The 19,125-nt window shown below is 35.8% G+C and carries 22 protein-coding genes; 7 read left to right on the top strand and 15 right to left on the bottom strand.

All coding sequences use genetic code 11. The features are described from left to right. Positions 1-74 precede the first annotated feature (74 nt). The 8 genes from AC59HC_RS08015 to AC59HC_RS07980 all read right to left on the bottom strand — a co-directional run bounded on the left by AC59HC_RS08015 (position 75) and on the right by AC59HC_RS07980 (position 7,899). Positions 75-947: a PstS family phosphate ABC transporter substrate-binding protein gene (locus AC59HC_RS08015; protein WP_496558406.1), complete on the bottom strand. Its 873-nt coding sequence runs from the start codon at positions 945-947 to the stop codon at positions 75-77. Continuing rightward, entirely contained in the window at positions 937-1,134 is a 198-nt protein-coding gene (locus AC59HC_RS08010) for a DUF308 domain-containing protein (protein WP_171006307.1), read from the bottom strand. Before AC59HC_RS08010 ends, AC59HC_RS08015 begins: the two co-directional genes overlap by 11 nt. A gap of 75 nt (positions 1,135-1,209) precedes the next feature. Then, positions 1,210-2,052, bottom strand: coding sequence for an energy transducer TonB (locus tag AC59HC_RS08005; RefSeq protein ID WP_062675757.1), 843 nt, complete (start codon positions 2,050-2,052; stop codon positions 1,210-1,212). 29 nt (positions 2,053-2,081) lie between these two features. Next, a complete protein-coding gene (locus tag AC59HC_RS08000; protein WP_202841545.1) occupies positions 2,082-2,651 on the bottom strand; it encodes an ExbD/TolR family protein in 570 nt (189 codons plus the stop codon). Between the two features lie 11 nt (positions 2,652-2,662). Beyond that, a complete protein-coding gene (locus tag AC59HC_RS07995; protein WP_047435560.1) occupies positions 2,663-3,271 on the bottom strand; it encodes an ExbD/TolR family protein in 609 nt (202 codons plus the stop codon). Between the two features lie 61 nt (positions 3,272-3,332). Beyond that, the gene (locus AC59HC_RS07990) at positions 3,333-4,196 is read right to left on the bottom strand and encodes a MotA/TolQ/ExbB proton channel family protein (RefSeq protein ID WP_076594929.1); all 864 of its coding nucleotides are present in this window, start codon (positions 4,194-4,196) and stop codon (positions 3,333-3,335) included. A gap of 240 nt (positions 4,197-4,436) precedes the next feature. After that, positions 4,437-7,250 carry a leucine--tRNA ligase gene (gene leuS, locus AC59HC_RS07985; protein WP_496558405.1) on the bottom strand — a complete coding sequence of 938 codons (2,814 nt, stop codon included), beginning with the start codon at positions 7,248-7,250 and terminating at the stop codon, positions 4,437-4,439. Between the two features lie 172 nt (positions 7,251-7,422). Further along, complete coding sequence (locus AC59HC_RS07980; RefSeq protein WP_343643691.1) at positions 7,423-7,899, bottom strand: lipocalin-like domain-containing protein; 477 nt, start codon at positions 7,897-7,899, stop codon at positions 7,423-7,425. Positions 7,900-8,044: 145 nt separating this feature from the next. On the opposite strand from AC59HC_RS07980, the gene AC59HC_RS07975 reads away from it, so the two are divergent. Genes AC59HC_RS07975 through AC59HC_RS07965 form a run of 3 tightly spaced genes read left to right on the top strand, consistent with a single transcriptional unit; the run spans position 8,045 to position 10,480 of the window. Next, positions 8,045-9,076: an acyltransferase family protein gene (locus tag AC59HC_RS07975; RefSeq protein WP_171006308.1), complete on the top strand. Its 1,032-nt coding sequence runs from the start codon at positions 8,045-8,047 to the stop codon at positions 9,074-9,076. A 22-nt stretch (positions 9,077-9,098) separates the two neighbouring features. Next, entirely contained in the window at positions 9,099-9,854 is a 756-nt protein-coding gene (locus AC59HC_RS07970; protein WP_202841548.1) for a glycosyltransferase family 2 protein, read from the top strand. Then, positions 9,854-10,480 carry a calponin homology domain-containing protein gene (locus AC59HC_RS07965; protein ID WP_496558404.1) on the top strand — a complete coding sequence of 209 codons (627 nt, stop codon included), beginning with the start codon at positions 9,854-9,856 and terminating at the stop codon, positions 10,478-10,480. The genes AC59HC_RS07970 and AC59HC_RS07965 overlap by 1 nt, the downstream gene beginning before the upstream one ends. Here the strand turns inward: AC59HC_RS07965 and AC59HC_RS07960 are convergent. The 7 genes from AC59HC_RS07960 to AC59HC_RS07930 all read right to left on the bottom strand — a co-directional run bounded on the left by AC59HC_RS07960 (position 10,472) and on the right by AC59HC_RS07930 (position 15,707). Next, entirely contained in the window at positions 10,472-11,710 is a 1,239-nt protein-coding gene (locus AC59HC_RS07960; RefSeq protein ID WP_202841551.1) for a 3-deoxy-D-manno-octulosonic acid transferase, read from the bottom strand. The genes AC59HC_RS07965 and AC59HC_RS07960 overlap by 9 nt on opposite strands. Positions 11,711-11,715: 5 nt before the next feature. Beyond that, on the bottom strand, positions 11,716-12,060 hold the full coding sequence (locus AC59HC_RS07955; RefSeq protein ID WP_202841552.1) for a cupin domain-containing protein: 345 nt from the start codon (positions 12,058-12,060) through the stop codon (positions 11,716-11,718). Next, positions 12,057-12,524, bottom strand: coding sequence for a DUF1648 domain-containing protein (locus AC59HC_RS07950; RefSeq protein WP_496558403.1), 468 nt, complete (start codon positions 12,522-12,524; stop codon positions 12,057-12,059). The genes AC59HC_RS07955 and AC59HC_RS07950 overlap by 4 nt, the downstream gene beginning before the upstream one ends. A 22-nt stretch (positions 12,525-12,546) precedes the next feature. Beyond that, positions 12,547-13,263: a C40 family peptidase gene (locus AC59HC_RS07945; protein ID WP_110008296.1), complete on the bottom strand. Its 717-nt coding sequence runs from the start codon at positions 13,261-13,263 to the stop codon at positions 12,547-12,549. An 85-nt stretch (positions 13,264-13,348) separates the two neighbouring features. Beyond that, entirely contained in the window at positions 13,349-13,996 is a 648-nt protein-coding gene (locus AC59HC_RS07940) for an O-methyltransferase (protein ID WP_202841554.1), read from the bottom strand. Between the two features lie 118 nt (positions 13,997-14,114). Further along, the gene (locus AC59HC_RS07935; RefSeq protein WP_407936191.1) at positions 14,115-14,270 is read right to left on the bottom strand and encodes a CCPGW family putative bacteriocin; all 156 of its coding nucleotides are present in this window, start codon (positions 14,268-14,270) and stop codon (positions 14,115-14,117) included. Positions 14,271-14,873: 603 nt separating this feature from the next. Further along, complete coding sequence (locus AC59HC_RS07930) at positions 14,874-15,707, bottom strand: OmpA family protein (protein ID WP_202841555.1); 834 nt, start codon at positions 15,705-15,707, stop codon at positions 14,874-14,876. Positions 15,708-15,794: 87 nt separating this feature from the next. Between AC59HC_RS07930 and tilS the strand changes: the two genes are divergently transcribed. The 4 genes from tilS (at position 15,795) to AC59HC_RS07910 (ending at position 18,918) form a co-directional block, all read left to right on the top strand. Next, complete coding sequence (gene tilS, locus AC59HC_RS07925; protein WP_343643696.1) at positions 15,795-17,147, top strand: tRNA lysidine(34) synthetase TilS; 1,353 nt, start codon at positions 15,795-15,797, stop codon at positions 17,145-17,147. Then, the gene (locus AC59HC_RS07920) at positions 17,120-17,680 is read left to right on the top strand and encodes an RNA polymerase sigma factor (RefSeq protein ID WP_202841557.1); all 561 of its coding nucleotides are present in this window, start codon (positions 17,120-17,122) and stop codon (positions 17,678-17,680) included. The genes tilS and AC59HC_RS07920 overlap by 28 nt, the downstream gene beginning before the upstream one ends. A gap of 97 nt (positions 17,681-17,777) precedes the next feature. Beyond that, entirely contained in the window at positions 17,778-18,719 is a 942-nt protein-coding gene (locus AC59HC_RS07915; RefSeq protein ID WP_395971798.1) for a redoxin domain-containing protein, read from the top strand. 19 nt (positions 18,720-18,738) lie between these two features. After that, positions 18,739-18,918, top strand: a complete 180-nt coding sequence (locus AC59HC_RS07910; protein WP_343643698.1) for a hypothetical protein — start codon at positions 18,739-18,741, stop codon at positions 18,916-18,918. Positions 18,919-19,125 lie beyond the last annotated feature (207 nt).

The following is a 19,125-nucleotide window of genomic DNA, read 5'->3' as shown; positions in this document are numbered from 1 at the left end:
TTGAGTTTTATTATACACAATTTTCAGACCAAATCAAAATTTTTAATAAGGACAAATTGTGAATTTAATATTTTTTAACGCATCTGAACTTCTCTCTTATAAATGTTATAAGGTTGTAAGCCTTCTTTCTGCACAATTTTCTGTCCTAAATGGGTACATGAAAATCTTATAAAGCCATTGGCAATATTAAAGTTACCTTCATTAATCAGGAAATAAAGAACTCTGGTAAACGGGTATTCCATCGTGCGAAGTCCATCAAAATCTGCAGTATACGATTTTCCTTTCTCTACCACAGGAAGTACCTTCACCATGTCTCTCAGCTTTTCTGAAGTTTTATCATAGGAACGGCTGAAAGTATTCAATCCGATAACGCCTATTTTATCAGGATATTTCCCCAATTCCTCTATAATCTTCTGATTTCCCGGAATAATGGAAAATTTCAGGTCTTTTGGCTGTTTTTTTAATTTCTCAGCAACAAAGTTCAGGTTACTGGAGTTGGTCCCATCAAAAATAAATTCTTTTTTATCAGACATCAGACCGCTGCTGATTTCTTCCATTGAAATACTTTCTTTCGGAGAATCTTTAGGAACTACAAAAACCACTGCATCCGCAGCAAATTTAGCAGGAAGGAACTTCAGATCTGTTCTTTCCTCATATGTTTTAATTTCTTCAGGATTAAGATTTCTGGACATCACCACTACTTTAGCACTTCCTTTCAAAAGATCAAGAAGTCCTAAGTCTTCTTTCTTGGTTTCTACTTTGATATGTGTTTCAGGATAGTTGATCATATAGCCATCAGCTAATGCTTCTGTGACGCTTTGAAAAGATTCATCAGTGAAAATGGTAAGATCACCTTTGTGATAGGAAGGAGTATTTTTCTCCTTTTTGCAGCTTGCAAGCATTATGCTCAGAACAAAAATTACTGCAAGCTTGAAACTATTCTTCATTTCTCGATTTTTTAATTCTTGAGATCGCCCTGTAAATTCTGAAAATACCATAAATAATGAGCACCACTCCCAATGCATAAGCAACAGCAGGCTCTAAAATAGTAAAGAAGAATTTGTAGACAATCACTACAATTCCTAAAACGATATAAAACAATCCCGTAACCAGGGATAACCAATTGAACATCATGTAACAAAAATACCAAAAAAAATAAAAAGAGAAGCATAAGCCTCTCTTTTTATTTATATTTTGAATAAATAAGTCTTATTCAAAGTTCATCGTAAATGGTACGCTATAGTAAGATCTAACGCTCTCCCCGTTTCTTTTCGCAGGAGTCCATTTTTTAAGTTTCTTAACTACACGCATCGCTTCACTGTTGAAGTCGCCGTTTGGAGATTTCTCTTCAATCGTTACATTCGAAACAGTACCGTCTTTTTCTACAACGAACTTAAGCTTCGCTTTAAGTGTTCCTTCACCTCCTTCCATCAAAGAAGTATCAAAGTTATCACCCAGGAACTTTCTCAATGCTCCCATACCTCCAGGATATTCTGCAGACTGGTCAACATCTTTATAGATCTCGTTAGGGTTGTTTGCTTTCACTTCTACTGTACTAGCTTTAGTACCTGTAGATGGTGGTGGCGGTGGTGGTGTATAAGCCGGAGCTTTTACCCCCTCCTGATTCTGTAAACCAGTTGTTGTTTCCAACTGCTTAGAAATCGGTGGTGGTGGAGTTTCAATTTTCGGAGCTTTTACAGGCTCAGGAACTACGTTCTGAATTACCTCAATTTTCTCCTCTTCTTTTGGAGGTGGAGGTGGTGGAGGTGGTTCTTCTTCTTTAGGCTGCTCGATAATCGGATCTTCTTCGATAATATCTACAAGATCTGCCTTCACTTCCTGCTTAGGCGGAGCTGTAAGATTTTTAATCGTAAGATAGATGAACGGAGACAAAGCTGCCAAAAGGAATAATGCTGTTCCGATAATAAAAGACTTTGTTAAAAGTCTCGGATACTGATGTCTAAGATCATAGGCACCATATTCCTTGTTTCTATTTTCAAATACGATCTCGTCTAAAGTAAGATTCTGACCGTATACATTTTCATCTGCCATAGATTAGATATAACAATTTTATGGTTAAATTACTTTGTAGCAGCAGCCGGTGCAGCAGCACCTCCTACTTTTTTCTCATAAATAGCTTTCTCCCAAGGTTTGATATCAGTAACCCCGTACTGCTCACTTTTGGTAATTGCCATTTCATCAAGAATATCAACAAAGTTCTTATATACAGCATCGTCAGTTGGCTTAATGATCACGGTAAATTTCGTTTGATCTGCAGCTCTAGATTTTGCCTGCTGAATTACTTTTCTAATTCCTTCTCTATCAAGGGTAGTTTCCATAAGAGTCTGGTCATTCAAGGAAGTAGCATCCTGCTGGTGCCAGAAAACTCTGTTATTTTTTCCTAATAAGATAGAAATTGAGTTAGAAAGTTTAATTTCTGTTGGAGGTGGTTTTTGTTTTTCATCTTTCGGTTTAGCCGGAAGACCCAAATCCATAACGTTCGGTTTACTGAACGTAGTTGTGAACATAAAGAAGGTAATCAATAGAAAACCCAAGTCCACCATCGGAGTCATATCGACTCTGGTACTTTGCTTCTTGGAACGGACCTTGCCGCCCTTGCCGCCTTTCTCTTGTACTTGTACTTCTGCCATTTCTATCGATATTATTCGTTAGGTTTACCTTCTTGTGATGTAATCAACCAAAATTTAAGAAAATCAATGTCTCTTAAACCCTCAAATAGACTTTTAACTTTAGGATATTCTGTTGTAACGTCACCTTTAATAGCTAACTTGTAGTCAGGGTTAACGCTCAAACTTTCTTTTACCCAATCAATTAATTGTTTATTTGTACTGTCCATAGGAATACCTGTAGGACTCTTATAATTTTTCTGCTCATCTGCAGGCAGATCCAAATACCCTTTAAGTTGGTTCATTGGAACTCCAATTGCCTGAATTTTCTGGAAAGCTGCTTTTTGGTTGTTGTCAAAAGTAATACCATACTTTTGTCCCATTTTATCCAAAAGTGCAAGTCTTTCTGATGCATTTTCTACTGGCTGGAAATAGAATTTTCCGTCCGGAGTAGCGTTGATAGTCATTAAACTAGCATCAGGAAGCAATTTTTCCGAAATTGAAGATGGCGGTTTGATCTGCTCCACGTCAGGTTTTTTAAACTGAGTGGTCAAGATAAAGAACGTAAGGAGTAGGAACGCAACGTCACACATTGCAGTCATGTCCGTAATTACTCCATGTCTTTTTGGTTTGACTCTCGCCATTATTATAAAATATTTTTAATTAAACTTCTTTTAATTGCTAATGCAAATATCTTGCTAATTCTTAGTTGAATTCAGCGAAAGATTGTTGGATACTCATAGAGATCTCATCGATCTTGTAAGTTAATCCGTCAATTTTAGAAGTAAAGAAGTTATAAAGGATAATAGCGATTGCTGAAGTACCAATACCTAAAGCTGTGTTGATCAAGGCTTCAGAGATACCAGTAGATAGAGCAGCAGCATCCGGAGTACCACCTCCTGAACCTAATGCGAAGAACGCCTTGATCATCCCGATTACCGTTCCAAGTAGTGCTACTAACGTTGCAACAGTACCTAAAGTAGAAAGGATCATCATGTTTTTCTCAAGCATTGGCATCTCAAGAGTAGTAGCTTCTTCGATAGCTTTGTTAAGCGCTACCATTTTCTGCTCTTTATTTAATGTAGTATCGTGAGAAAGTGCTTTGTAAGTAGTAAGACCTTCTTTTACCACGTTACCAACAGAACCTTGTTGTCTGTCACACTCTTCGATAGCTTCGTCGATTTTGTTTTGGTTTAGTAAGCTTCTTACCTGTACAACAAAGTTGTCTAAGTTTCCTTTTCCAGCTGCTTTACCAAGAACGAAATATCTTTCAAAAGAGAAAACGATTACAGTAATCATGAAAGTAATCAAGATTGGTACGATAACCCCTCCTTTGTAGATAATACCTAAAAACGATTCTGGGTGAATGTCTTTTCCTTCAACACTTGAAAAAGCTACAGAACCACTTCCTAGTTTATCTGCATCTTTAAAGTTTCCTGGGCTACCAAGAACGAATAAATAAATACATACTCCTATAGCAAATAGAATAGGAATAATAACAGCTGGATTTAAACCTCCTGCCTTTCTAGCAACTACTTGCTCATCATTTTTTGAAACATTCATTTCCATATTTAACTAAATTATATTGTTTTAAAATTTTACAGGGTGTAAATTAAAGGCAAAATTAATTAAAATGCAAGAGTCTTAATTAAACATTTTGCTTTTTTTTGATAAAGAAATTTTAATACGATTTCGAAATAATAATTATTTTAAATTATTTTATTTATTTTTTCCAAATTTAACATTTGAATTAAAAAATCAAAAAAATAAGACACCCATTTTTTTTAATTTCCCAATGTTAATTTTTTTTTAAATTACGATATTCACAATACGGTGAGGGACTACAATGATTTTTTTAGGGGTTTTACCCTCCAAAATCTGTTGCATTTTCTCGTTCGAAATCACCAAATCTTCCACTTCCTTGGCAGATAATTGAGCTGAAAGCGAAATTTTGAACTTCATTTTACCATTTACGCTTACCGGATACTCAATTTCATCTTCAACCAGATAATCCTCATTCAATGCCGGGAATCTTTCAAATTCTATCGATGTACCGTGTCCTAGTAGACTCCACAATTCTTCACAGATGTGAGGAGCATACGGAGAAATGATAACGGCAAGCGGTTCTAAAATATTGCGCTTGTTGCATTTTATTTTCTGAAGCTCGTTTACAGCAATCATAAAGGATGATACTGAAGTATTGAAAGAGAAGTTTTCAATATCATATACTACCTTCTTTATTAAGGTATGTAAAACTTTGTATTCCGCTTTTGTAGGTTCTTCGTCTGAAACTTCAAATACGTCTCCGTTGAAATACAGGTTCCAGAATTTTTTAAGGAAACCATATACTCCGCTTAATCCTTGAGTATTCCAAGGCTTGGATTGTTCTAACGGTCCTAAGAACATTTCATATAATCTTAATCCGTCTGCTCCGTACTCTTCACAGATATCATCAGGATTGACTACATTATATTTTGACTTGGACATTTTTTCTACTTCACGGTCTGTGATGTATTTTCCGTCTTCCAGAATAAATTCTGCATCTGCATAATCCGGTCTCCATGCTTTGAAGGCTTCAGTATCCAATTCATCCGAAGTTCCCTTTAATAAGGATACATCTACGTGAATCTGCTGAGTCTGGTAATCTTTAGCTAAATTTTTAGATACATACTGATTCGTTCCGTCAATTCTGTACACAAATGCACTCATCCCTAAGATCATCCCCTGGTTGATCAGTTTCTGGAATGGTTCATCATGGCTGATATAGCCTCTGTCTTTTAAGAACATGTTCCAGAAACGGGAATATAATAAGTGGCCGGTTGCATGTTCACTTCCTCCTATATATAGGTCTACCTGTCCCCAATAGTCTGCCAGTTCTTTTTTAACAAAAGTTTCTTCATCATTAGGATCCATATATCTAAGGAAGTACCATGAGCTTCCTGCCCAACCTGGCATTGTAGATAATTCTAACGGGAAAATAGTTTTGTCATCAATAAGATCTGTAGCAACTACTTTCTGGTTTGCCTCATCCCAGGCAAATTCTTTTGCATTTCCTAGTGGTGGATCTCCATCTTCTGTAGGTAAGTATTTTTCAACTTCAGGAAGTTCCAAAGGTAAAGCGGAAGTTGGCAACGTGTAAGGCATTCCATCCTTATAATATATAGGAACTGGCTCTCCCCAATAACGCTGTCTTGAGAAAATAGCATCACGCTGTCTGTAGTTGGTTGTTCCATGACCGATTCCTTTCGTTTCGATCTCGGAAATCATTTTTGCTTTCGCTTCATTATAGTGTAATCCGTTTAAGAAATCAGAGTTTACACAAACAGAATCTTTGGAATCAAAAGATTTCTCCTGAACATCCTCTTCAGTTTCTACAACTTTCTTGATTTCAAGATTAAATTTCTTAGCGAATCTATGGTCACGCTCATCATGTGCCGGAACTGCCATCACAGCTCCTGTTCCATATCCCATCAACACATAGTCTGAAATATAGATCGGCATTTTTTCATTGCTGAAAGGATTGATTGCATAACTTCCTGTGAAAGCTCCGCTCACGTTTTTCACGTCAGACATTCTGTCTCTCTCCGTTTTCTTGGAAGTTTCTTCAATATAAGTATCTACTTCTACTTTTTGAGCATCTGTAGTAATCGTTTCCACTAAAGGATTTTCCGGAGCCAGTACCATAAAGGTCGCTCCAAAGATCGTATCAGGTCTTGTTGTAAAAACCTCAACAGTTTCGTCATGTCCTTCTACTTTGAACTGAACCTGTGCTCCCTGAGATTTCCCAATCCAGTACTCCTGGGAATCTTTCAACGGCTGCGGCCAGTCCAGAGTGTTTAATCCCTGTAATAATCTTTCAGAATATGCGGAAATTCTCATACTCCACTGCATCATTTTCTTCTGGAAAACCGGGAATCCGCCTCTTTCGGATTTTCCATCCTTTACTTCATCGTTGGCCAATACAGTTCCTAATGCAGGGCACCAGTTTACAGTGGTTTCTGCTCTGTAGGCAAGACGGTAGTTTAAAAGGATATCTTCTTTATCAATATCGGAAGCATTCTTCCATTCTTCTGCAGTGAAATTTAATTCATCATTCTGATTGGCATTTAATCCTTCTGTTCCTTTTTCTTCAAAATGTCTGATCAAAGAATCAATAGATTCTGCCTTATCTGTATTTTTATTATACCAGGAATGATACAACTGGATAAAAATCCATTGTGTCCATTTATAATAAGAAGCATCTGAAGTTCTTACTTCTCTGCTCCAGTCGAATGAGAAACCGATTTTTCTCAGCTGCTCTTCATATCTGTTGATATTTTGTTCTGTAGTAATAGCCGGATGCTGTCCTGTCTGAATAGCATATTGTTCAGCAGGAAGTCCAAAGCTGTCATATCCTACCGGGTGGAGTACATTAAACCCCTGATGTCTTTTATATCTTGCATAGATATCCGATGCAATATATCCCAGCGGGTGACCTACGTGAAGGCCTGCTCCTGATGGGTACGGAAACATATCGAGTACATAAAACTTAGGTTTGTCTGTGTTATTAGAGGTTTTATAGGTTTGATTTTCCTCCCAGTATTTCTGCCACTTTTTTTCTATCTGCTGATGATCGTAAAACACTTGATATATATGTTATATGTTAGACTGATTATTTTTTCTTTTTGTCAAGATTCACAAAATTAATGATTTTAAAGTAAATAGAAATTGAAATTATGATGAATTACAAATTCTACCTCAACAAAAAAATCCCATCCGGAGATGAGATCTGTTTTATATCCTGAAGTATATACTATTATTGAGTAACTCTCTTGAAGGTATATGTTCTTGTCTGGAATATAGTAGGATCCTGAGTTTCCTCTCTTACCGCAAGATTGAGCGTTGTAGCATCCAAAGTAATCACCTTTGCATTCTGCGGCTCTACGATTCCCTGAATTTTCATCTGAACGTCTTTTCCTTCCTTATTATAAGTGTAATTGAATTTTATATCTGAAAGAATAGCACACTGACCTGGTGTAGCAGTATCTCCCCAGTTCGTTTTCCCTCCCTTGGAGTCAGCGCTGAACCACCATCTTGTCTTTTTCTGACAGTCTGTATAAGTAATCGTGTTAGAAACCGGGTCTTCACCAACTTCCACAGTGGTAACTACTTCTTTTAACGGTTGCCATGTCCCAACAAGAGGAGCTTCCATAACAGTATCGTTGTCACTGCTGCAGCCTGTAGCGGCAGCAAACAAAGATAAACCTGCAAATAGTAATGCTAATTTCTTCATAGATCAATTTTTTCAAGCGCTAAAATTATAATTTTTTTGATTTATATTACTATTTTTTATGAAAAATTATTTCATCGACGATTATTTATATATATTTAAAAATAGGGACACCTCATTTTCCCTTTATTTAACAAATAATGAATACATGAGCATCGTTCATTCTATTAAAAAAGTTATTTTTGCAGGAAACAAAATACAAATGCAGGATATTACGAGAAACAATTTTGATTTTATACGTGTTCTCCTTGCCTTTATTGTCTTTTTGGGACATCTTGGCACACTCAGCGCTTCTCCTGACCTCAAGATTTTTGAGCACAGCCCTATAGAAATTGCAGTTTTCGGCTTTTTTGCGGTGAGCGGATTTCTTATTGCAAGGAGCTATGAAAGGTCTTCAAGCCTGAAAAGCTATTTAAAAAAGAGAATCAGAAGAATTGTTCCCGCCTACTTATTGGTTATTTTTTTATGTGCAATTTTATTAAGTCTGGTAAGTACCTATTCCTTCATTGAATATTTCAGCAATACACAAGTTTATAAATACCTATTTTGGAATTCATTATTTTTAAACTTTAAAGCACCCTGGCTTCCCGGAGTTTTCGGGAATCAAGCAGTGAATGGTGCCCTATGGACACTGAAAATAGAAATGTGCTACTATTTTGCGGTTCCTCTGTTGTTTTTGCTTTTCGGAAAAAACAATAAATACAGAAATGTAAGTTTGGTTATTCTATACTTCTTATCACTTATTTACCTCAATTATTTTGAATCTTTAAATAAAATTTCGATTGCCAAACAGCTCCCTGGAACATTATCCTATTTTATCCCTGGAATGTTGATTTACTTTAATTTTGATAAATTCATCCAGCATAAAAATCTCATTTTCATCATTGCATTCGTTACGGTGTGGATTGACTTATTTTTAAAAGTTCAGCTTTTTTCTCCAATGATGATCGGGGTTATCGTAATGTACATTGCCTATTCATTCAAATTCTTAAATAATTTTGGAAAATATGGTGATTTCACCTACGGAATCTATATTTTCCACTTTCCTATTATCAGAACTTTTCAGACTTTAGGATTGTTTGAAGATTACAATCCATTTGTAATGGCTTTGGTATGTATGTTGGTGGTTATTGCGGTAGGTGTAAGCTCATGGCATCTTTATGAAAAAAGATTTTTATAATTTAGCAGTTTAAAAAACACAAATGAAAGATCTTGTCTCCATCATTACTCCCTGTTATAATTCTGCGGAATTTATCGAGGAAACCATACAGTCTGTTCTTAATCAAACCTACGAAAACTGGGAGTGGCTGATTACAGATGACCTTTCCAAAGATAATACTCTTGAGATCATTAGAAAATATAATGATCCGAGAATAAAACTGCAGGTACTGAAGAAAAACGGTGGTGCAGGAAATGCAAGAAACAACAGCCTGGAAAGAGCCCAAGGAAGATATATTGCGTTTCTGGATTCTGACGACTACTGGTATCCTGAATATCTGGAAACAATGACGGATTATATGCAGGAACACAATGCAGAACTGGTATATTGTAACTATTCAAGATGTAACGAACAACTTCAGCCTATTCTGAAAGATTTTCTGGCGGACAAAGTGGTTACCTTCTCCAATCTGCTGAAGACATGCCGCCTTGCCCCGGTTTCCACAATGTACGACACGAAAAGGGTTGGAAAATTTTTGTTCCCAGTGAAAAGCAAACGCGAAGATCATGTGATGTGGCTGAATCTTTTAAAAGTAATTCCGGAAGGAATTCCTGTACAAAAGACACTGGCAAAATACAGAATGCGTGAAAACAGCGTTTCAAGAAATAAAAAAAATATCATCAAAGATCAGTATCTTGTCTATAAAGATTTCATGGGATTCTCAACAGTAAAATCATTGTATTATACGGCTAACTGGGCCGTAAACGGATTCCTGAAATATTCGAAAATTTTTAATTAATGGAATATTCAAAAGAGTTCAAAGCTGCGCTGAGTGCTTTTTCCGGAACGGAGAAAGACAAACTGATTTTCAGACTCCTGAGAAAGGATAAATTATTGTCGAAAAAGCTCTACTTTGAACTGATAGATCCGGAAACTACCGATGATAAAAGAAATGCCATGGAAGAACATGTGGAGGAACAGGTTCTTCTTGCATCAAAATACGTGGGAAATGCCAAATATTTTCTGTCTGTTGTCCGGAAAATAAGTGCTGAAATCACGGAGCATGTAAAAATAACGACCGATAAATTCGGAGAGGTTTCCCTGAATCTTCTTCTCGTGAACAAGGTATTGGAAAACAATGGTGATCTCAGCAGACAAAGGTTTGACAATGTTTACAAACTTTATATTTACATCATCAACAAAATCTTCAAATCTTTGGTCCTTATAAAAAAACTGGATGAAGATTACTGGATGGAAATTGATGAAAACCTTCGTGATACCCAGAATAAAGTTTTAGAAAATCATTATCTCCAAAAGCTATGCATCAATAATGGTCTTGACTTTAACTGGTTTGAATGCGACAGAATTCCTGAAAACATTGATCAGATCATGAAAGAGATTAAAAGCCAGGGATTTTTACGATAGAATTTTCTGAAGAATCATTCTCGTAGAGTCTGGCTTCCCATCTACAAATCTTTCTGCATTTTGAGACATTTCAGTAAGTTCTTCTTTGTTATCTTCATTCGTTAGAAATAAGACAAATTCTGAGGCCGTATACTCATCAGAGAAAGATTTCCCTCCATTGGCAGAGATCAGGTCGTCAGCTTCCGGATTTTTTTTGTAATGATTCCCAAAGATCACCGGAACACCAAAAGTAGCTGCTTCCAGAATATTATGAAGTCCCGCATCATGAAATCCCCCTCCTACAACAGCTACATCTGCGTAAGAATATAATTTTGATAATAAACCAATGCTGTCTATAATCAGAATTGAAGCATTGAAAGTTGAAGGCCGGGTACTTTCTATTTCACTGTACAATAAGGCATCCGGGAATATATTTTTCAAATGCTCTACTCTTTTCAGATCGTGGGGTGCGATAATAAGTTTTACCGTATTATTTTTACGGGAAACCATTTCTGCTATTTTCTCTTCCGCATGCCATGAACTTCCAAAGACTATTGCTTTATTTTCGCCAATAAAGTCTGCAATGAAATCTACATGATTATTTCTTTCCCGCAGCTGTTTTACCCTGTCAAATCTTGTATCTCCTGTTACGGAAGACTTTACCAGTCCTATACTTTTCGCCAATGCCAAAGAAAACTGGGTCTGATGAAAAAACCAATCCACATTTTTCTGAAGCTGTTTTACAAACCATTTTCCGTAGGAAGTAAAGAAAGATTGCCTTTCATAGAACAGCGCCGAAATAACATAAATTTTTGTGCCTTTACTTTTCAGTTCAGCGAGGAGGTTGTACCAATAATCGTATTTAACCGTAAAAAATAGTTCAGTATTAAATTGATCTGTAAATTCTTTGACAGTCTTTTTATTGTCGAAAGGTAAATAACAAACAACGTCAGCAATGTGTTTCTTCTTAACCACATTTTCATATCCTGACGGAGAAAAGAACGTCACCAGAACTTTGTGCTGAGGAAAATTCTCTTGGAGTTTCTCCAGAACAGGTAATCCCTGCTCATATTCACCCAGACTTGCCGCATGCATCCAGATGACTTTATCTGTTTTTGAAAATGAAGATTTTACTTTATCCAAAGACTGCGTTCTCCCTTCAACGCCTTTTTTAGTTTTATCATTAATCAACGCGAAAGCCTTCATTCCGAAGGTAAGGAGACTGATGAAAATATTATATAAAAAAGCCATTTTACTTATTCTTTAATTTCAATTCTGTCATGATCCGTAGGAGGATTGGATATGACCAAAAACTCAATCTCTTCAGTGGATTCATTGGAGATAAAATGTTTTGCTCCCGGCTCAACAGAAATAGATTCTCCCTGGTTAACCAGGAATTTCCTTTCGTTGATATAAAATACGGCTTCTCCTTTCAAAATATAGAAAAACTGTTCTGCCACTTTATGAAAGTGCAGTTTCTCCGAAGTTGCTGCAGGCATCTTCTCCTGCTTTACGGATAAGTCCCGGGTATTTTTAAGGATCCAGCTGTCACATTGGTTCCCCCATGTATAATGTTCTGAATTATTTTTAGAATGTATCATTTAAACAGATAAGCAATAAAGAGTAATGCAGGAGTAAATAAAACGACTGATAAAAAGATCTTGGCCATTGAAATTCTGGGTTTGGCTTTATCATCAGCAGCATATCTGAACATATAGTCCTGAAGGTTGAGAAAAACCATTGCCAGTACAACAAAAAGAATTCTCAGTCCGATTTTCATAATTAAAAACTGAGCACTTATGTTCTGGTCTGTAATTTCTACCGGAAAATTAGTGTCTTCGGGATGTCTGGTGCCATAAGTGAATACAGCATACAATCCCAGCGCCAGTACAGGCATCAGAAAAGCATACATTTTCCCTCCAAATCCATCCGCTTTTCCTTCCATATCAAAATGGACGGGAATTCTCTCTGGCAACGTGTTATAGTTTTTCAGGGTAAATCCCCATAAAAAAGCGACCCATCCAAAATTTAAAATATCAAAAATTGTAAAAAGAATATTTTCCATTTAAGATGAGATTGAATGAGGATTAAATTACACTTTTCAACACTCTCAGTTTATGAGTATGCTTATTCATTTCTTTATTGAAGATTCCGGTGGAATCCAGCGTGTCTATTCTTACTTTTCCGGAAGCATGAATGATCTTCTGATTCTCCAGCATAATTCCTACATGGATAATCTTTCCTTCTGCATTTTCAAAAAAAGCAAGATCACCAGGCTGTGTTTCTTCCACGAAAGTAAGCGGTTCTCCTACTTCAGCCTGTTGTGAAGCATCTCTGGGTATTTTTATATTGTGAATTTTATAAACCAACTGGGTAAATCCGGAGCAGTCTACTGCAAAAAAGCTTTTGCCTCCCCACAGATAAGGCACGTTCAGGAACTCTTTTGCCGTCAGAGCGATGCTTTCGCGCACATCATGACTTCTTCTTGAAGCTACTACCGGAAATTCCACTTCTGAACCCATAGAAAGCAAAGTTTTTCCATCGTTCATTAATACGGAAGAAAAATCTTCGGTAACCACAGTCACTTTTCTTTTGGCCAGCTCTTCGTCTGTTACAGGTTTCAACTGTTTGGTGTCCATCCATCCTTCGTAGCCATCATAATGCATCTTTATTTTGGTCCAGTTTTTATCCACTTCCAGAATATCCGCACTTTCTCCAAACAATATTTCCGTAACAATTTCAGCTCTGTCAGAATTTTCTGCACGAACCGGCGCTACTGTAACAATACAAACTCCTTTATTCATTAATTTTCAATTTAAAGATTGAATAATTTAAAGATTAAAATACAATGTTGTATCTCTTTAAATGTTTAATCCTTGAATATTTCAGTTACTTTCTGCGAAGAAAGTTTACTCCATCACGCAAAGGTAAAATAAGATTTTCAAAATCTTCGTCTTTTGCTGCCAAATCATTTAATTCCTGGATCGACTGGGTAGATTTCAGTTTCGGATTTTCTTCCAGCACTTTCCCATACCATAATACATTGTCAAATAACACTACTGTTCCGGATTTTGTATGAGGTTTAATCAATCTGAAATATTCGGCATAGTTTTCCTTATCAGCGTCTACAAAAATCAGATCAAAAAATTCATCTGTTTCTTTTAAATATTCCTTGGCATCCTGAAGTTTAAAATCGATCTGGCTGGCATATTCGCTGGATTCAAAATATTTTTTAGGAAGATAGGCAAGATCTTCATTCACATCCAATGTGGTGATTTTTCCGTCTTTTGCCAGTCCTGATGCAAGACATAAAGTAGCATATCCGGTAAATGTTCCTATTTCAAGAATATTTTTCGGCTGCAGCATCTGGGATATAATCGTCAGCAGTCTTCCCTGCTGATATCCGGAAATCATATGAGGCTGTGTTGTTTTCTGATACGTCTCTCTTCTCAGCTTTTTCAGAATTTCGGATTCCGAAGAAGCGTGCGCCTCCAAATATCTGTCCATTTCAGGATTCTTTTCTTCAAAAAAACTCATACCATTTTAATTTAAACAAATTTAAGGATTTTAAAGCTACTTTTTTAATTCAGGAAGAAGATAAAAAAAAGAGAGAAATTAATCTCCCTTACATGCATCTATATACTTTAAAAGTTTATTATATTGCTATACAATATTCTCTTATACCAGCACAAACCCATCCCGGGCAACACTTTGTTTGCAGGCTGGTACAAAATATCTGTGGATTACACCCGTTAATAGCACCTTGTACAGTTTTCATTTCTCCTCTTGAAAGTTTTTTGGAATTTTTCATAATAATTTTAGTTTAGTATTAATTTCCTACTCTTTAAGATTTTCGGACACCTCTGTTTTTATTTCCTTATATGGAGATTTAAATATACACATTCTTTTATTAATCAGACAATTATATCATACATATTTGATTAATAAATTAAAATTTTACATAACACAGGGAAAAACCCCATATAAAATACCGTAAAAACACGGATGGTATTTTTGTGGTATTAGTTATAAGTTTGCAGTAAGAATAAGGGGTAAAAACACTAAGAGAAAACATGATGATTGCAGGAGAGACACAAACTAACCATGAGAATCACACTAAAGTTGTACTGAAAAGTAGAACTGATTCTTCTGCAGCAAAAAGTAAGAAAGAAATATCCACTTCATTTTTGCAACGAATTATTTCGCTCCTGAAAAAGGAAGAATTAATTTGATTAAGAATAGATCCCGGCCACCTTCGGGATTTATTTTTGTTTTAAACGGTCGAATTCATTCCAAAAAATAAAGACAATCTTTTCTTCAAAAAAAATTGGCAGATTCTATTCCGAAACAGATTAACACATCATAAAAAAATCCCGAATTGCTTCGGGATTTGTAATGATATAGGGTGTAGTCATTATTTCTTAGGAGCGATATCCATCAGTTTCATAAACTCATCAAGTTTAGGCATAATGATGATTTCCGTTCTTCTGTTTTCTGCTCTTCCGGAAACGCTCATGTTAGTCGCTTTCGGGTTGTATTCAGAACGTCCACCAGCAGTAATTCTTGCCGGATCTACTCCAAACTGAGTCTGAAGAACTTTAGCAACTGAAGTACCTCTTAATGCAGAAAGATCCCAGTTGTCTCTTGGAAGATTTGGAGAGTTCAACGGAGCGTTATCCGTGTTACCTTCGATCAATACAGAGTATTTATCATAATCGTTGATTACTTTTGCTACTTTACCCAACACTTCCTGAGCGGCAGGCAGGATGTTGTAATCTCCTGTTTTGTATAGCATTTTATCAGAAAGGGAGATCATTACTACTCCTTTCAATACTTTTACCTGTACATCTTCATCAGATACATTATCCAAAGATCTCTTCAGTTTATTAGACAATGCCAGGTTCAAACTGTCATTTTTAGCATTACTGGAGATCAATTGCTTGATATAAGAATTGGAAGCATTGATTTCCCCTACCAGTTTATCAATGTTAGCAGAACTTTTTCCTGTGTTCGACAAACATGCATCAAGTGATGATTTTAAAGCATCATGCTGGCTTTTCAACAAGTTGTTTTCACCCGCCAATGCAGAGTTCTGAGATTTCAAATCCTGAATTTCTCTTTGTCTTTCTCCAATATTTTCAATACACTGCTTATAGTTTGTGCTCAAAGCATCATACTGCTTTTTGCTGACACAAGATGTCATCCCCAGCGCCATTGCAGAAACTGCTAAAATTTTTAAAATCTTCATAAATAATCATTTTTAGACTACTCAAAGTTAGGAAAATTCAATTGAATTATATCGGTTATCTTTGCATAAAAGAAATTCTCAACATATATGTTGAATAAATCAGCCTTTATCAGTCAGTTAAAAAATCTCGTTCACGAGCCGGAAAATCACACCTATCTTTTAGCGGTAAGCGGAGGAGCAGATTCTATGGTTCTGGCCTCATTGTTCAGGGATTTCAGGCAGGAAATTCAAGATGCCGGGTTTCAGTTTCAGGTAGCTCATATCAATTATAAACTTCGGGGGAATGATTCGGATCTGGATCAGAAAACAGTGCAGGATTTTTGTGAGAAAAATCATATAAAATTTCATTTGTATGAAGTTTCAGAAAAAGATCAGAAACCCGAAAACTCTATTCAGCTATGGGCAAGAGAGCTTCGATACGCCTTTTTTAAAGAAATTCAGGAAAAGGAAAAACTGGAATTTCTTGTTACCGCCCATCATCTTAATGACCAGCTGGAAACGTTCATTATTAATCTGTCCAAAGCTGCCGGCATTAATGGATTGAGTGGAATTCCATCGAATGATAATAACATCCTTCGTCCCCTTTTAAATGTTTCAAAAAAAGAAATTTACCAGTTTGCTGAACAGAATACTATTGAATTTCGGGAAGATCTTTCTAATAAAAAAAGTGATTATCTGAGGAATAAGATCAGGAATGAGATTTTTCCGGTGCTGATGGAGACCAACGATCATTTTCTGGAAAATTTCAGAAAAAGTTCTTTATATCTGAATCAAACCAAAGAGTTTGTACAACAACAGATCCAGGAGATAGAAAATCGCCTGACCGTATTTAACCAAAACTATAAAATCTTATCAAAGGGAAAGCTGGATAGTGAAAGTGATTTTGTAAAATTTGAAATTTTAAAGAAATACGGATTCAATCAGGAGGAAGAAATTCCGAAAATTTTTAAAGCCGGAAATAACAGTTCTTTTTTTTCAAAGGAATATCAGTTGATTGTCAACCGGGATGAACTCATCTTTATTGATAAAAGTGGAAAAAAGGAAACTCCGGAAGAAATAGTATTGATTGAACACTTTGATTTTTCTGAAAACCAGATGAGCATCAATCTCGTAGATGATATTGAAAACATTTCCGGAATCAATAAAGGATTTGAATGGGATTTCGATGCTGAAAAGCTTCAGTTCCCACTTCTTTTGAGGAAAAAGCAGGACGGAGATGAATTTTATCCGACAGCGTTTTCAGGGAAAAAGAAAGTTTCTAAATTTTTCAGGGACGAAAAATTATCTGCTTTGATTAGGGAAAAGATCTGGTTATTATGTGACTCCGGGAACCATATCCTGGGAGTTATCCCTCTCAGACAGGATCGCAGGTATCAGGCAGACAGCACTACTCAAAAAAAGATAACTGTAAAGTGGACAGAAAAACAACTAATTCGTTAGCTGTTGATGATTTTAAGAAAGACAGCAATATAGCTTTTGGAATTTTATACCAACAGTATTTTGGTTATACCCAGAAATTCATTCTCAAAAATAAAGGAAATCTTGAAGATGCAGAAGATATCTTCCAGGATGCACTGCTCATTCTTTACGAAAAGCTGAATGCTGATGACTTCAAAGTCCAAACCTGTCTGGGAAATTATATTATCGGAATTGTAAAAAATCTGTGGTTTAAAAAACTAAAAAACAGAAACTTTTATGTTGAGTCTCCTGAAAACTACTTCATGGAACATCGGGAGGAAATAAGTACGGCCATTGAAAATGAAAGATATTATTGGGAAAAGCTAGCCGGTTATATCAAGTCTATTTCCTCACATTGCCAGAATCTGATTCATGACATTTTTATCGAAAATAAAAGTATAGAGGAAATTCAGAATAAATATCAGTATTCCAGCAGGCATAATGCTCAGAATCAAAAATACAAATGTGTAGAGCAGATCAAAAGGATTAAAAACAATAGCATTTTTTCTACCTGACAATCAAATCATTAAAAAAATAATTTAATCTATGGGTGATTTTTTCATGAATCAGGGAACTTAATAAGAAAAGAAATATATGTTCAAAAAAATCATTTTGAGTTTTCTTATAGCAATAGGAATTTCATTACATGCACAAAGCACAGGCATCAGTTTTCAAAAAATTGATTTGGAGGCTGCAAAAAAAGTCGCAGCAAAAGAAAATAAACTGATCTTCATTGATCTGTTCACTACCTGGTGTGGCCCATGCAAGCTCATGGCAAAAAACACTTTCACAGATTCCAGAGTCGGAGAAATGTTCAACAAAAATTTTGTAAACCTGGCCATAGACGCGGAAAAAGAAGGCTTAAGCCTGGCCAAAGAATTTAAAGTAGTCAACTACCCTTCTTTTTTATTCCTGGATCCAAAAGGAAAACTGGTTCAATATGATTTCGGCTATTATAATGCTGAACAGTTTTTAGGCGTAGGAGCAGCTGTTATTGAAAAAAAAATGCCTCAGTCCGGTAAAACTTTAGATCAGGTAAAAGGAAAAATGATTGGAGATGAGATAGGTAATTTCAGTGCGAAAGATCATTTGGGAAATACATTTTCTTCATCAGCAGAAAACAAAAAACTGGTGGTTGTTTTTATTCGCGGACAATGGTGCCCTTATTGTAACAAATATATTGAAACATTACAGAATCTGGCTCCTGAACTGAAGTCGAAAAATGCAAAACTCGTTATTATTTCTCCTGAAAAACCGGAATTTATCGAAAAGACAATCAGTAAAACAAAGACCGATTATACCGTTTTATATGATGAAGGCTATAAAATAGCAGAAGCATTTGACGTCCTTTATACTCCTGACAGTGAAACTCTTAATTTATATAATTCAAAATTAAAGGAGGATTTTGCTGACAGCAGATCAGATCATTCCGGAAGACTTCCTGTATCGGCAACCTTCATCCTTAATGAGGATAAAGAAATTAAATGGAGGCATTTTGATACAGATTATAAAAAGAGAGCATCTGTAGAAGATATTGTAAAAAACCTGAATTGATTGGTCCAAAACTTTTATCATGACAAACGATCATCATAATACCACGTTGGCAAAATTGACAAAATCAATAATCACTTTAAATGATGAAATAAGTGATACCGCCATGGTGATGAAGGCAGAAGACGAAATATTTTTAGGCATCAGGCTTAAAAAAAGAAAGTTTCTAAATTTTTTAGGGACGAAAAATTATCTATTTTAGCGAGGCAAAAAATCCGGACACGCACTCATCAGGAAAAATACTGTATTTGACAGCTATCCTTCAGGGAAAACAGAAGATATGCAAAGAATGAGAAAACGAAATGGAGTCTCAAAACTTTAATGAAATGAACAATGAAATTTAGAAACTGGTTTTTATTAATTCTACTATTTTTAGCGACAGGAATTAATGCGCAGATAAAAAATCCTG

This window comes from Chryseobacterium sp. DZ-32, assembly GCF_059587025.1.
Note: the sequence above shows the minus strand (reverse complement) of the source record. Positions and strands in the feature narration are given on the sequence as shown.

Coding starts and splice junctions, on each gene's coding strand:
- AC59HC_RS07910 (WP_343643698.1), top strand. CDS start 18,739: ATGACAAACGATCATCATAATACCACGTTGGCAAAATTGACAAAATCA.
- AC59HC_RS08005 (WP_062675757.1), bottom strand. CDS start 2,052: ATGGCAGATGAAAATGTATACGGTCAGAATCTTACTTTAGACGAGATC.
- AC59HC_RS07990 (WP_076594929.1), bottom strand. CDS start 4,196: ATGGAAATGAATGTTTCAAAAAATGATGAGCAAGTAGTTGCTAGAAAG.
- AC59HC_RS07965 (WP_496558404.1), top strand. CDS start 9,854: ATGGAATATTCAAAAGAGTTCAAAGCTGCGCTGAGTGCTTTTTCCGGA.
- AC59HC_RS07975 (WP_171006308.1), top strand. CDS start 8,045: ATGAGCATCGTTCATTCTATTAAAAAAGTTATTTTTGCAGGAAACAAA.
- AC59HC_RS08015 (WP_496558406.1), bottom strand. CDS start 947: ATGAAGAATAGTTTCAAGCTTGCAGTAATTTTTGTTCTGAGCATAATG.
- AC59HC_RS07955 (WP_202841552.1), bottom strand. CDS start 12,060: ATGATACATTCTAAAAATAATTCAGAACATTATACATGGGGGAACCAA.
- AC59HC_RS07995 (WP_047435560.1), bottom strand. CDS start 3,271: ATGGCGAGAGTCAAACCAAAAAGACATGGAGTAATTACGGACATGACT.
- AC59HC_RS07950 (WP_496558403.1), bottom strand. CDS start 12,524: ATGGAAAATATTCTTTTTACAATTTTTGATATTTTAAATTTTGGATGG.
- tilS (WP_343643696.1), top strand. CDS start 15,795: ATGTTGAATAAATCAGCCTTTATCAGTCAGTTAAAAAATCTCGTTCAC.
- AC59HC_RS08010 (WP_171006307.1), bottom strand. CDS start 1,134: ATGATGTTCAATTGGTTATCCCTGGTTACGGGATTGTTTTATATCGTT.
- AC59HC_RS07935 (WP_407936191.1), bottom strand. CDS start 14,270: ATGAAAAATTCCAAAAAACTTTCAAGAGGAGAAATGAAAACTGTACAA.
- AC59HC_RS07945 (WP_110008296.1), bottom strand. CDS start 13,263: ATGAATAAAGGAGTTTGTATTGTTACAGTAGCGCCGGTTCGTGCAGAA.
- AC59HC_RS08000 (WP_202841545.1), bottom strand. CDS start 2,651: ATGGCAGAAGTACAAGTACAAGAGAAAGGCGGCAAGGGCGGCAAGGTC.
- AC59HC_RS07980 (WP_343643691.1), bottom strand. CDS start 7,899: ATGAAGAAATTAGCATTACTATTTGCAGGTTTATCTTTGTTTGCTGCC.
- AC59HC_RS07930 (WP_202841555.1), bottom strand. CDS start 15,707: ATGAAGATTTTAAAAATTTTAGCAGTTTCTGCAATGGCGCTGGGGATG.
- AC59HC_RS07960 (WP_202841551.1), bottom strand. CDS start 11,710: ATGGCTTTTTTATATAATATTTTCATCAGTCTCCTTACCTTCGGAATG.
- AC59HC_RS07940 (WP_202841554.1), bottom strand. CDS start 13,996: ATGAGTTTTTTTGAAGAAAAGAATCCTGAAATGGACAGATATTTGGAG.
- AC59HC_RS07970 (WP_202841548.1), top strand. CDS start 9,099: ATGAAAGATCTTGTCTCCATCATTACTCCCTGTTATAATTCTGCGGAA.